Raw genomic sequence first — 12,201 nt, forward strand, 5'->3', positions numbered from 1 at the left:
GAGAATTTTTTTGACCATACTTTTGACCATACTTTCTTAGAAGTTAATATAATTTGTTAGTTTTTGTGTTGTTTCTTCTTTTTTACTATTAGTAATGTGTGTATATGTGTCCATAGTAGTTTTTATATTTGCGTGCCCCATTCTTTCTTGTACTTCTTTGTGATCTGCACCAGCCTCATATAGCATTGATGCATGAGTATGTCTAAAACCATGCAGACCGATATAGGGTAAGGCGGCACGCTCACGATATACATTGTATCTTTCTGTTACTGCCTGATTAATTGTGAAACTATTTTCGTCATTGGTAAACAAATAATTAGCTTTGGTAAATCCCAATTGAAACAAGTACTTTCTTTGTTCAAGCTTCCAAAATTTTAATTGTTTTATAGTTTTTTCATCTAAATAAATTATTCGATTTGATTTTTTTGTTTTAGGAGTTTCAGATATATAATATTTGTCTGATCGGGCTACAGTTTTTTTAATGGTCATTTCATGTGTTTTAAAATTAATATTGTCCCAAGTAAGTGCTAATATTTCACCGATTCTACATCCGCTGAATGCTAATAGTCTAAAGAGCGTATAGTCTCTGTTTTTAAAATATGGATTCTGTTCTTTAGATACTTCACTTAGAAATAATTCCAACTGTTCTTTTGTATATAATTTTAATTTCTTTTCTGTTTTAATTTGTGGTTTTGGAATAATTAAATTTAATGTTGGGTTATCAGATGTTAAACCAATATTTATAGCATATTTAAAAACTTTGTTCATATAGTTAACGAAAAGAGAGTACTGTTTTGAAGTGCCTTTTTCACTCCAATCATTTACTATTTTTTGACAATATGCTGTATTAATTTTAGAAAGTTTAATATTTCCAAATTTTGGATATATGTGTTTGTTAAAGATGATTTTAGTCCTTGAATATGAACTTTTTTTCACGGTTTTTTTATAGTTTTCTAGCCATAATTCTGCTGCTTTTTTGAAAGTAGTATTTGTACTTATTGGCATTCCTGCTTTTTGTCGTTCTAATTCCAATCTAGCTAGTGCGATTTTCGCTTCTTTTTGTGTTTTGAATCCTCTTTTAGTTGTATATCTCTTCTTTCCAGTTAATGGATCGATACCAAGATATGTCTTGAAGTACCAGGCTTTTTCACCATTTTTCTTTTGGTATTGTTTAATCATTGCCATAAAATCCAACTCCTATTCTAATTCTATTTCTAAAATACTGTTGTCAAATGATTCTAAAATCTCATTTTTTTCTATAAAATCAATCCATTCTTGATATCCGTTGTATTTTGGAATTCCTAAATGAGATTTAAGTTTTTGATAGGTATTTGCCACAATTTTTTTCCATTCTTCTTCGTCAGTACGAATGATTTTATCATCATCCCACTTTTTTGTTTTTCCAGTTCGTTTACTATTTTTTGATATTTGATAGTTTTTCCATTTGGTTAAAAATATATGTTTTGAATTAGAATTGTTTTCTAACCATTCTTTGAATTCTTGATATTGCATGTTTTTCTCCTTTCGAATGTATGTTCTTGTTGGTTGTAAAAGAAAAGCCCGAAGGCTTTTGCTAGTTTAACGAAATATCTACAGTTTCATCGTTCCAAAACGATGTTTCATATTGAAGTTTCAATTTTGCATTAGGGTCTGCTTGTCCTACTAGGTTACCAGTAACAGATGCACCATTGTCTAAGTCTCCAGAATTAAGTCGATCAGTAGCAATACCATCAGTAACAATTTCATCTACATCCGTTGCATTACCATTAGCATTTAATTTAAAATTATATGGATTATAGCTTTGTTTTTGGCCTGTTTTATTGGTAATAGTAATATTTATAATTACATATTGTTTACCAGTATCAGGAGTTTCATATTCATTACCATTGCTGAAGCTCACATTATTTACTTTAATTTCATATCCTTTGTAACTAACAGTATCTCCTACATGATATTCTTTAGATAAAGTATTATCTGAAGAATTGTTTGTATTTGTTTCCCCTGCGCTTTTTGAAGTGTTTGAATCAGAACTATTTCCTAAAACAGCGAAACCTATAATACATAATATAATAAATCCAATAAATACCCCAAAACAGCCAAACATACCTTTTCCAAAACTTTTCAACATAAAATTTCCTCCTTGTTATTCTGAGTATATTTTAATATAATTTTGTTGTAAAGGCTCTCAGAAATGAGGGGAGGTCCATGTGAAAGCATGGGCTTTTTTTATTTTTTTATAATATTGAATTCTGGTTCCTTAGCATTTAAACAATAGATGGAATAGTCATCAAAAATAAAAATATGATTCTTATATAAATAAATTGTGCCATATTTGTTGTGATAATGAACAAGAACTTCTTCAAAAAATTCTTCGGTTACTCCTAAAAATTCTGCGCATTCAAATTTAGTATGACAACCAAATTTAGCACAATAGATTAATTGATCAAGTGTGACGAGGCGCTCGACAGAATCTCTTCTTGCTTTCCATTCTTGTTTTCTATTCTCAGGATTAGTGTAATCAATAATGTTTCCTACACTAGTTTTGTGATGTGAGTATTCTTCTGACAAAATAACTCTTTTTTCAACAGTACTCAAATGGTTATCTAAGAATATAGTTTTATTTCTATAACTCCCTTTTAGTCCGGTATTTATTTTAAGTTCTGTTTCAATTACAGGAATCTCGTTAACTATTTCATCTAAAAGTATTTCATATTCATTCATCTCAACTAAACTCACCTACTTATTATGTTTCTTATCATAGTCTGCTTTTACTTTATCTAAAAAGGCTTCAATTTCAGATATTTCTTCATCAGTATATGTTTTATCAGGATCATCAGAATGAGCAGCAAGTGTATATATTTCATCACTATTCTTTTCCTCTTTTTCAATAGGAATGACTGCTTTATTTTGCTCTTGCTGTTCTTTTAATTCTTGTTTAGCAAAGTTATAGACTTTCTGCTGACGAGGTGGAGATAGTTGATTGTATATTTTTTCTATAGAAGCACTTGGCGCCTCTTCGACACCTTCTATTATGAAAGACTTAGAGACATTGAATAAATCAGCTATTTTTTGAATAGCTCCCATTCTTGGTGTCTTTAATCCGGTTTCCCAGTTAGAAATAGTTTGTTTAGAAAAACCCAGTTTGTTAGCTAAATCTTCTTGTGTTAAGCCAAATTTCTTCCTGAGTAATGAAATTTGAGTGCCTATAACATTGTTTTCCAATTTATTTTCACCACCTTTAATTTTAATATATCCATTTATACTTTACAACATGTTGTTATACAACGCAACAAAAAGTTATACAAAAGTTATATTTTTGTATTGACAATAACTTAAAGTTATACTAAAATTACTTTGTAAATGATTCAAGGAGGTGGATTTATGAACAATAAATTTGAAATTACTTTAGCTGCGGCTAGAGTAAACGTAGACTTGACTCAAAAAAAGGTAGTTGAAATTTTAAAAGAAGACTATGGAATTACTCTTACAAGACAAAAGCTATCTGATTACGAAAAAGATTCTACAGATTTACCTATTTCTCTTGCAAAAGCGTTAACTTCTATTTACAAAATTAGTGAGGAAAATATTTTTTTTGGCACGAAGTCAACTTTAAGTTATACATTGAGGCTTGAAAAATCTAACGATGTCAAACAACCAGCTTGAGGAGGAGAAAAATGGGAGAATCGAAAAAAATAACAGCTAAAGAAGACAAAGAGGAATTCGTCGGAAATTGTCTTTCATTTATTTCTGACAAAGAATGGACTATTTCAAATGTTGAAGATGCAATTTCTGAAGTCAAAAAATATATGATGGAAAATGCAACGTTGAAAGAGCTGGCTAGCAATACCAGCTCAGATTAAAGATTAATAAAATCTATATTTGTATTGTCCACCTCCACGGACAATCAAATACCATCTACCTGTGCCTTTAACAGTAATATTTACAGGCGTTTTTGTATAATGACCTCCGAAATATTTGAATTTTTGACCAGAATTCATCTTTTTATAATTTACAGAATCAACTAAAAAAACATCGGCAGCATATTGCAATTCCACATGTACAGACAAAGAACCATTTGATTCTGCGTAAGGAACTTGAACCATACATTTTCACCTCCTTAGTTCAATTATATCAAACGGAGTGAAAATCAAACAACAAGCGTAGGAGGTGTAATAAATGTTTAGTCGTTTTAAACCAAGAATTAAAAAAACTATTAGGAGAAAAGGTTATTTGAAGTATCTGAAAAGAAAACACGATTACATTAAATGTTCTTGGTGTAACCGTGTTATAAGAAAAGACTCAAATTTTTGTTGTTGGTGTGGAAAAGCTAATTTGGAAAAATAGTTTTTTTAACTGATTCTGATAATACATCTACAAGAAGATTGTAGAGCGAATCCTTAACTAGTTTTGAGGCGTTAGAAAAACCTTTTTTAAATTTAGCTTCTGCTAACTTGGTTTTAGGAGTGTCAACCAAGAGATCTGGAATAGCGGTTTTTATAAGAAGTTTATCGCTATCAGGTAAATCTTCATCTAAAGAAAGAAGCTCAACAGCACTTTCTAAGATGAGTGAAGTCCACGGGTAAGGATTTGAGCAATGACGACAATATTTGGGAACTGGTGTTATATAACCAAGAGTAATAACTCCATCAATAGTTTTGTGCCCTAGTATAGGTATCCTACAAGTCGGACAGGTGGTGATAACTTTGCTTCCGCATTCTTCGCAATATTCTTCAGGCTGAGGATCTGAATTGATAGTGGACCGATCACTTATTTGGTGACCATTAGTACAAACTTTCTGAAAATATTGTGTTCCTATGTGGATTACCTCCAATATTATTTATTTCAGTGGACCACTCACTGATAAGAAAATTTTAGCAAAAGAAATGAACAAAAATCAACAGTGTAGGAGGTGTAATCTATGCAACTAAACATTCCAGATGAAGTAATTCAAAACGAATTAGCAAGTAATATTACTTTTATTGTTTTGAAAGAAATCGAAAAGCGATCCAGCTTGTTGACTAAAACTGTTGAATTACCACCTTACCCGAATAAGTCTCAAGTAAAAGAAATATTGAGAATTGGTGATGACAAATTAAGCGGTTGGATTTCAAAAGGTTTAAAGATTCAACAATGGAGTGAACAAGATATTCGAATTGAACGAACTGAATTACAACGATTTTTAAAAGAAACTTTTGAAATTTAAATATTTAAACTTGTTCTACACTCACCACTTCCGAAAAGAGGAGTTGCGAGTTTTCTCCTTAAAAAATCAAGTTCGCACATACACGTTGGCATGAGCAACTCCTCTTTCCGGAGGTGGTGACGGTGAGAGACGAAGGAGGGAGCGAATGACCTTACAAGAGCATCAACACTTGATGCGAAAACTAAATCAGAAATACCACGAAGAAATGAAACCTAGATTGTTAGGGGAACAATGGCGTGAACGCCAAAAGAAGTGGCAAGAAATAAAAAGACCGACTAGCGAAGGCAATCGCTAATCGGCAACAAACAAATTATACCTAAGGAGATTTTATCATATGAACGAAAAAATTAAAACATTGGTTAAAGAATTGCAACAGGAATGCCGAAAAGAAGGAGTTGCCGCTATTTGTACTCTTCAAAAAGAAGGCCATGTTATCAACATGCTAGTCGGTGATGCAACAGATGTAGCTTTTTGTTTGGCAGTACAAGAGAAAGAACTTAATGAAAATCTACCATTGCCATCCAAAATTTTAAGAGCGGTCGGAAGTGCAACACTAGAAGGTGCGCCAAATAAACAAAATCATACCTTTGTTATTGATAACGAAGAGGATCTCGCTGACGTGATGACTCGGATTCTCAAGGGGGAATTCGAATGATTAAAATCAATACGCTTTGGATTGCACTATTTGTCTTTATGCTTGTAGTAATCTCAAACGCTAATTTGTTTGTAGGCTGTTTATTTGCAGGAATGATTACTTTTCTAAGTTTGTTAGAAGATTTTACAAAGAAAGCAGGTGCTAAGCATGAATGATTTTAGTACGGCATTAGACAATTGGATAACTACTCCTGATAACGGAGTTCCTCAATATGAGGCGCCAATCGATGAGGAGGATGAAGATGAGTAAATCAACTTTAGACATGAGCCATCAAGAATGGCTCGAAGACCGCAAAAGAGGTATTGGTGGTTCAGATGTCGCAACCGTACTTGGATTGAATAAATACAAATCCCCTTATCAATTATGGCTTGAGAAAACGGGTCAAATTGAGTTGAAAGATTCAGAGAGCGAACCAGCTTATTGGGGCAATGTTTTAGAAGAAGTTGTTGCCAAAGAATTTCAAGAACGAACAGGTAAAAAGGTCCGTAGAAGAAACCAAGTGTTTGAACATCCGTTACATCCATTCTTAAGAGCAAATATCGACCGTGATGTAGTAGGAGAAAATGCCATTCTTGAATGTAAAACGGCGAATCAATTTCTTAGCAAAGAGTGGGAAGGGGAAGAAGTGCCACTTAGTTATTTGTGTCAAGTACAACATTATATGAATGTTTTGAACAAGGATTATTGTTATATCGCTGTGTTGATTGGTGGTCAAAGATTTATATGGAAACGAGTTGAACGAGATCAAGAACTGATTGACATCATCACAGAACGGTTAGTTGATTTTTGGGAAACGAACATTATTGGCGGAGAAGAGCCACTGATCGATGGAAGTAAAGCAACGTCAGATTTTCTAAAAGAGCGTTATTCAGAATTAGATTCAACTGAAATTATGCTTCATGCTGATTATGATGTTCTACTCGATCAAAAAGAAGAGTTACTCAAAAATAAGAAGGAACTAGAGAAGAGTATTCGACAAATCGACAATCAAATTATTCAGGAACTTGGAATAAAGAATGCCTCTACAGGTATCACACCTAATCGGATTATTTGTTTAAAATCAGTCGTTTCTAAACGAAAAGACTTGAAGAAAATAGCAGAGAAATATCCATATGTGATGAAAGATGAGGAAATTTACAGTTTATCAACTTCAAATAGATTAGTGATAAAGGAGATTCAGTGATATGGCAACAAGTAAAGATTTAAAGAATCAACTAACAGAAAAAAACAATCAAGCAGTGGATGTTTCAAAATTAGGTTTTAAAACATTGATGAGTCAGCCAGCTATGAAAAAGAAATTCAATGATATTTTACACGAAAAATCAGATGCTTTTATGGGTTCTCTTTTAACGTTAGTTGGTGGCGATGATTATTTATCTAAAGCAGAGCCGATGACAATCATCGCTTCTGCTTTAAAAGCAGCAACGATGGATTTACCAATAGATAAAAATTTAGGATATGCCTATATTGTTCCATTTAATCGGAAAGAAAAGGTAGGAAAAGATTGGATTACGCATAACGAAGCCCAATTCATCCTAGGATACAAAGGCTATATTCAGTTAGCACAACGTTCTGGACAATACAAAGCACTTAATGCAATAGAAATTTATGAAGGGCAATTAATTGAATGGAATCCTCTGACAGAAGAGTTTCAGTTTGACTACAATGCGAAACAATCTGATCGAGTCATCGGTTATGTTGGATTTTTTGAATTACTAAATGGGTTTAAAAAAACTGTTTATTGGACGAAGCAAGAAGTAGAAGCTCATCGTATCAAACATGCCAAAGGGTTTGATAAAACAAAGCTAACTGGAGCGTGGAAAGAGAATTATGATGCGATGGCGATAAAAACCGTCTTACGTAACATGTTAGCTAAATGGGGGATTTTATCTGTAGAAATGCAAAATGCGGTTACTTCTGATGAAAGAGTTTTTCGATTTGATGAAAATAATGATCTTGTAGAAGAAGTTACTTTAAATGATGCAGAACCAATTGAATCAGAACGTAAAGAAGCAGAAAAAGTGGAAGACGTGTCATCAGCGTTTGATGAATACGAAGAAACAGCAAATATAGACGAACAACAGGATTCATTGTTCGATGATATGAATCCGCCACTATAGCGAGGGAATTTCCCCTCGCTTAACTAAGGAGGAGTGATGATGGACTATATTCGACAAATTTTAGCGTTTGACGATTATTTAATGTACAATCAGGGACTTTCATCTGGTCAAATTGCTTTATGGCGCGCATTGATGAGCATAAACAATAAAGCAAGATGGAGTGAGTGGTTTACGGCAAGTAATCAAACGCTTGAAACTTTGTCCGGTCTTTCACGCCAAGGAATAAATAAAAATCGAAATATCCTTAAACAATTAGGGTTGATTGATTTCCGAAGTAATGGAAGAAAAGCAACCTCTTATCATATATGTAAACTTTATACGTCAAATAGTTTACAAGAGAGTATACAACATAGTAGCGAAATAGTAGCGCAAGAGTGTACAACACAGTTGCGCAACAGTAGCACATTAAATAAACATAAACAAAACAAAAACGAAAACGAAAACAACACTGTAAATGCTTCTGCATCTAGTGTAGATCTTCATTCAGAAAATAGTGCAGAGAGCTATTGGCTAAATCAAGTGAATCCAGCAGAAGCACCAATGGTTTTAGAATCTATTCGTTTTTGGGTAAATGATTTTCAAGGACAAGATGAAATTGTCATCATGGCGATTGAAGAAATGCTAAAAAATGGTGCTAAAAATTATAACTATCTCGATAGAGTGCTAAAAAACTGGGAAAACAAGCAACTAGACACCGTTGAGAAAGTGAGAAAGTATTTGCAAGGTCATTATTCAAAATCACCTAGAAATGCAAATAAAACGCTTGAATACGAGAAATTTAGCACAGATGAGTTGCCTATTTGAGAGGAGGCGTAGGCATGGAAACCGTTGGAGAAATCATGGAAAAACTAATACAGAAAGTGCTTGTCCAACGTGGCGAATGTCCTGAATGCGGACAGCCCTTGTATGGATGGCGTACGAAGAATCCTGATGGCTCAGATCGTTGTAAACCAACTTGTATGCAATGTGGGTATAAAGCATTGCGAGTTCAGGAAGACTTACAAACAGAGCAAATGTACAACGAAAGTCTGAAAGCAAGAGCTATCAATTTTTTCAAAGGTGGTTCTGTCGTGCCTAATAAAGCGTTGTTTGATTGTACATTGCAGAATTATCAAATCGTTGATCAAGAAACAAGACAAGCGGTTGAAGTAACCAAACGCTTTGTTAATTCAGTCTTGTTAGGAAATCCAAGTCATCTTGTTTTAACTGGCAAACAGGGAACAGGTAAAAGTCACCTAGCGATGGCAGCGGCTTGGGAAGTTTTGAGGCGATCAAACTACGACAAGAAAATCTTGTTTATCGGGTTACAGGAAATGCTGGATCAAATCAAGTTTTCGTACAACAATCCTGAACTTAGAAAAACGATTGAGGGATCGTTGATTGCAGATATCAAAACGGCGGATTTAGTCGTCATTGATGATATCGGTTCAGAGCTAGGAAAAGATACTTCAGATAGTCGAGCATTTGGCATAAACACGTTGAATTCGTTCTTGGATGCACGACAGAACTTAGCAACGATTATCACAACGAACTTGCTTGGGGAAGAGTTGAAAAAGGCTTACGGTATGAGGACAACATCAAGAATATTTGTCAATTCTGATGGATTTACGATGGTCTTTTCTCAAACAACCGATAAACGATTAAAACCAGTAAAAGGAGCGACAGCATGAACAAATATCGCAATCGAAAAACGGTTCATCGTGAGATCAAATTCGATTCTGTAGCAGAAGCAGAGTACTATGATCTGGCAGTATGGCAAGCGGAAGCAAACGGCTGGAAAGTAAAGCTTCAGGAAAAATTTGAACTATTGCCAAAATTTGAATTGGAAGGCAAGAAGTACCGTAAAATCGAGTATATTCCTGACTTCACGTTTTATAAAAACGGTAAGCTTGTGAAAGTTGTAGATGTCAAAGGAATGCAGACAAAAGATTTTAAAATCAAAGCGAAACTGTTCTGCCATCGTTATCAAGTGCCGTTGATATTAGCTAAAAAATATGGCAAGACGTTCAAGGAAGAGCGTTTTTAAAAGAAAGATTAGGAAGGTTTGAAAATGAGCAGAAAAAAGAAATTCATTCCAGAAGTTAACCAAGAAGTCGAATGCTTCTGTTGTGACTCAGAACGTGAGACACCATGGCTATATCCGTTCTCATGATACGTAAAACATGTTTATGACAATTCAGCGATGGTAACGATTGATAGTATTCATCCAGACGATGACGGTTTAGTAGTTGAATACCACGGGAAAACCATTATTCCATTTACAGAAATGAGGGCTGTGGAATGCTAGATATGAAAATTGAAAACTATCGAATCACTGAAACGAGTGATTGCAGAAATATTGTTCTATCACGAGTTATTTTTGATGAAAAAGGGAATATTCAATATACCGTAAATAGCAAAGGTGAAAAAGTAGAAGGGGTTTCGTTTATTGGATACTATCAAACGTTGAGTATGTGTTTAAAAGCAATACAGCGTGACTACGTGATGAGAGAAGGTCACGTGATAAAAAGTATTATCGAGTACAAAAAAGCGCTTGAGCGTATCACTAACGAGTTTGAAAAAGCATGTGAAATTGAGGAGGAAGACAAATGAAAAAATTAATTGTATTTATCAGTTTATTAGGAATAAGCATCACATTAGGGGCTTGTAGAGAAAGTGATAAAGTTTCCTACAATGTAAGCCAAGAAGCAGATAATTTTAATGTGATTCGTCGAGTAGCAGTAATCAATACTCGAACGGACAAAGTGGAGTTTGAAGCGATCGGTCGAATATCTGTGGATACGGAAGATAAAAATAAACTCGTTATTCTAGTTGAAACAGGAAAGAATGAGTACAAAAAACATCTTGTAAACATGACTAGTTGGAACATGTATGTGGTTGAAGATTTAGAAGGCGCGAAGGTCAATGAATACAAATACGAAGTAAATTACATGCCAGAAAGTATTGTGCCGTTTACGGTGACTGAGAAGAAGTAGGAGGACAGCGAATGATACCTAAGTTTCGAGCGTGGGATAAAAATACGGCTGATATGGTAGACATCAAAACAATTGACCTAGAAAAAGACGGTAGTATTGGCTGTTTAGTGGATTACAGTGGAATTAATTTAGATGTATCTGAATGTATTATCATGCAGTCCACAGGACTGAAAGATAAAAATGGTGTGGAGATATTTGAAGGAGATGTAGTACTTTTCAGTATAAGTGATGGTTTTAATCACTTAGATCATGAAAAAGCTGTTGTTCAATCCTCTGGGTGTCATTCTGGATTAGTTTGTAAGTTGATAGACTTGGACTTAGAATATCGAATTTATTATGATCCAGTATTTCACACTGACTATGAAGTTATCGGGAATATATACGAGAATAGCGAGTTATTGGAGGAACAACGATGAATAAACAAGAAGCCATTAAAGAATTAGAAAGCCATAAAATGATAGGAACTGATGCAAGATCGGCTTGTTATAACGAGGCTATAAAGGCGGGCATTCTTGTAATCAAAAAACTAGACGAACCGCAGAAGCAAGTTGTGCCTAAGTTTGTGGCGGAATATCTAAATTATTGTATGGCGAATGAATGGACGTTGGGAGAGGCACTCACAACTGGGAAATTTCAATTTCCAGAGTATCTTTACAAAGCAGTAGACTGGTTAAATGACAGCATGAACCAAAATATTTTTGCTCAAGCGTGGTTATTTGGCTACGAGGTCGAGAAAGAGCCGTTGTATAGAGTGAGATTAGGCGAAGGATATTTCGTTGAGTATCAAGGAAGAGGTGCGTTGATTATTCCTGATGACAATAAAGAAATTAAGGTATTCGATTCGAAATCAGATGCTGAGCGCACTGCTCAAACGATTGGTGGAACAGTGGAAGAGGTGGCGGAAGGATGAGTTTCAAAGAAGGCGACAAAGTAGTGACTAAAATAGGCTCAGGCGTGTCATTATACTTCTTAGACAACGAATATTATATAGTTCAAGATGCTTCGATGCCTGGCAGAATCGTTTTGATTGACGACGATAAACAGCGTTTGAGTTGGTCATCTAGTAAATTCGAATTATATGAAGAGGTGACGGAAGGATGAAATATAGAAAGAAACCAGCAGTTGTTGAAGCAGTGCAATTTGATCGATCAAAAGCGGAAAAGAATGTTGCGAAGTACTATCCGATGGTTACAGATATGACTAAATTAACTACAGCGGAAGGAACCAAAGAACGCGAATATAGGTTTT

23 protein-coding genes are annotated in these 12,201 nt (G+C 34.4%); 16 read left to right on the forward strand and 7 right to left on the reverse strand.

The genetic code is table 11. The annotated features are described in order from the left end of the window. Positions 1-36: 36 nt before the first annotated feature. From IGL28_RS03335 to IGL28_RS03355, 5 genes are all read right to left on the reverse strand, one after another. The gene (locus tag IGL28_RS03335) at positions 37-1,185 is read right to left on the reverse strand and encodes a site-specific integrase (RefSeq protein ID WP_081127894.1); all 1,149 of its coding nucleotides are present in this window, start codon (positions 1,183-1,185) and stop codon (positions 37-39) included. 12 nt (positions 1,186-1,197) lie between these two features. Next, the gene (locus IGL28_RS03340) at positions 1,198-1,512 is read right to left on the reverse strand and encodes a hypothetical protein (protein ID WP_081204294.1); all 315 of its coding nucleotides are present in this window, start codon (positions 1,510-1,512) and stop codon (positions 1,198-1,200) included. Positions 1,513-1,573: 61 nt separating this feature from the next. Beyond that, positions 1,574-2,128 (reverse strand): DUF4352 domain-containing protein, encoded by a 555-nt coding sequence (locus IGL28_RS03345; protein ID WP_081127898.1) that lies wholly within the window; start codon positions 2,126-2,128, stop codon positions 1,574-1,576. A 98-nt stretch (positions 2,129-2,226) separates the two neighbouring features. Beyond that, a complete protein-coding gene (locus IGL28_RS03350; RefSeq protein ID WP_081127900.1) occupies positions 2,227-2,721 on the reverse strand; it encodes an ImmA/IrrE family metallo-endopeptidase in 495 nt (164 codons plus the stop codon). A gap of 15 nt (positions 2,722-2,736) precedes the next feature. Further along, positions 2,737-3,222: a helix-turn-helix domain-containing protein gene (locus tag IGL28_RS03355; protein ID WP_179133705.1), complete on the reverse strand. Its 486-nt coding sequence runs from the start codon at positions 3,220-3,222 to the stop codon at positions 2,737-2,739. 159 nt (positions 3,223-3,381) lie between these two features. On the opposite strand from IGL28_RS03355, the gene IGL28_RS03360 reads away from it, so the two are divergent. Beyond that, positions 3,382-3,663 (forward strand): hypothetical protein, encoded by a 282-nt coding sequence (locus IGL28_RS03360; protein ID WP_045171941.1) that lies wholly within the window; start codon positions 3,382-3,384, stop codon positions 3,661-3,663. Positions 3,664-3,674: 11 nt separating this feature from the next. Then, positions 3,675-3,860 (forward strand): hypothetical protein, encoded by a 186-nt coding sequence (locus tag IGL28_RS03365; protein ID WP_081127904.1) that lies wholly within the window; start codon positions 3,675-3,677, stop codon positions 3,858-3,860. A 3-nt stretch (positions 3,861-3,863) separates the two neighbouring features. Here the strand turns inward: IGL28_RS03365 and IGL28_RS03370 are convergent, their stop codons facing one another. Together IGL28_RS03370 and IGL28_RS03375 are read right to left on the reverse strand one after the other, a co-directional pair. After that, positions 3,864-4,103, reverse strand: a complete 240-nt coding sequence (locus IGL28_RS03370) for a DUF1883 domain-containing protein (RefSeq protein WP_081127906.1) — start codon at positions 4,101-4,103, stop codon at positions 3,864-3,866. A 224-nt stretch (positions 4,104-4,327) separates the two neighbouring features. Next, positions 4,328-4,831, reverse strand: coding sequence for a DUF2321 domain-containing protein (locus IGL28_RS03375; protein ID WP_081127908.1), 504 nt, complete (start codon positions 4,829-4,831; stop codon positions 4,328-4,330). Positions 4,832-4,918: 87 nt separating this feature from the next. Between IGL28_RS03375 and IGL28_RS03380 the strand changes: the two genes are divergently transcribed. From IGL28_RS03380 to IGL28_RS03445, 14 genes are all read left to right on the forward strand, one after another. Then, positions 4,919-5,203 (forward strand): hypothetical protein, encoded by a 285-nt coding sequence (locus tag IGL28_RS03380; RefSeq protein WP_010738250.1) that lies wholly within the window; start codon positions 4,919-4,921, stop codon positions 5,201-5,203. 145 nt (positions 5,204-5,348) lie between these two features. Continuing rightward, complete coding sequence (locus IGL28_RS03385; RefSeq protein WP_179133706.1) at positions 5,349-5,498, forward strand: hypothetical protein; 150 nt, start codon at positions 5,349-5,351, stop codon at positions 5,496-5,498. 39 nt (positions 5,499-5,537) lie between these two features. Continuing rightward, positions 5,538-5,858, forward strand: coding sequence for a hypothetical protein (locus tag IGL28_RS03390; RefSeq protein WP_081127910.1), 321 nt, complete (start codon positions 5,538-5,540; stop codon positions 5,856-5,858). Continuing rightward, on the forward strand, positions 5,855-6,013 hold the full coding sequence (locus IGL28_RS03395) for a hypothetical protein (RefSeq protein WP_165380873.1): 159 nt from the start codon (positions 5,855-5,857) through the stop codon (positions 6,011-6,013). The genes IGL28_RS03390 and IGL28_RS03395 overlap by 4 nt, the downstream gene beginning before the upstream one ends. An 80-nt stretch (positions 6,014-6,093) precedes the next feature. Further along, complete coding sequence (locus IGL28_RS03400; RefSeq protein WP_178243716.1) at positions 6,094-7,041, forward strand: YqaJ viral recombinase family protein; 948 nt, start codon at positions 6,094-6,096, stop codon at positions 7,039-7,041. A 1-nt stretch (position 7,042) separates the two neighbouring features. Further along, positions 7,043-7,978 (forward strand): recombinase RecT, encoded by a 936-nt coding sequence (locus tag IGL28_RS03405; RefSeq protein WP_081129698.1) that lies wholly within the window; start codon positions 7,043-7,045, stop codon positions 7,976-7,978. Between the two features lie 39 nt (positions 7,979-8,017). Further along, positions 8,018-8,782, forward strand: coding sequence for a DnaD domain protein (locus tag IGL28_RS03410; RefSeq protein WP_438843972.1), 765 nt, complete (start codon positions 8,018-8,020; stop codon positions 8,780-8,782). Between the two features lie 14 nt (positions 8,783-8,796). Beyond that, positions 8,797-9,648 carry an ATP-binding protein gene (locus IGL28_RS03415; protein ID WP_010719519.1) on the forward strand — a complete coding sequence of 284 codons (852 nt, stop codon included), beginning with the start codon at positions 8,797-8,799 and terminating at the stop codon, positions 9,646-9,648. Further along, positions 9,645-10,004, forward strand: coding sequence for a DUF1064 domain-containing protein (locus IGL28_RS03420; RefSeq protein WP_034698477.1), 360 nt, complete (start codon positions 9,645-9,647; stop codon positions 10,002-10,004). Before IGL28_RS03415 ends, IGL28_RS03420 begins: the two co-directional genes overlap by 4 nt. Before the next feature lie 254 nt (positions 10,005-10,258). Further along, positions 10,259-10,570 (forward strand): hypothetical protein, encoded by a 312-nt coding sequence (locus IGL28_RS03425; RefSeq protein ID WP_014834206.1) that lies wholly within the window; start codon positions 10,259-10,261, stop codon positions 10,568-10,570. Then, entirely contained in the window at positions 10,567-10,953 is a 387-nt protein-coding gene (locus IGL28_RS03430; RefSeq protein WP_081129404.1) for a hypothetical protein, read from the forward strand. The genes IGL28_RS03425 and IGL28_RS03430 overlap by 4 nt, the downstream gene beginning before the upstream one ends. An 11-nt stretch (positions 10,954-10,964) precedes the next feature. Next, complete coding sequence (locus IGL28_RS03435) at positions 10,965-11,369, forward strand: YopX family protein (RefSeq protein ID WP_081129406.1); 405 nt, start codon at positions 10,965-10,967, stop codon at positions 11,367-11,369. Continuing rightward, entirely contained in the window at positions 11,366-11,863 is a 498-nt protein-coding gene (locus IGL28_RS03440) for a DUF1642 domain-containing protein (RefSeq protein WP_081129409.1), read from the forward strand. The genes IGL28_RS03435 and IGL28_RS03440 overlap by 4 nt, the downstream gene beginning before the upstream one ends. Further along, positions 11,860-12,054 carry a hypothetical protein gene (locus IGL28_RS03445; RefSeq protein ID WP_081129410.1) on the forward strand — a complete coding sequence of 65 codons (195 nt, stop codon included), beginning with the start codon at positions 11,860-11,862 and terminating at the stop codon, positions 12,052-12,054. The genes IGL28_RS03440 and IGL28_RS03445 overlap by 4 nt, the downstream gene beginning before the upstream one ends. Positions 12,055-12,201 lie beyond the last annotated feature (147 nt).

This window comes from Enterococcus sp. AZ077 (assembly GCF_051714965.1).
Lineage (GTDB): Bacteria > Bacillota > Bacilli > Lactobacillales > Enterococcaceae > Enterococcus_B > Enterococcus_B hirae.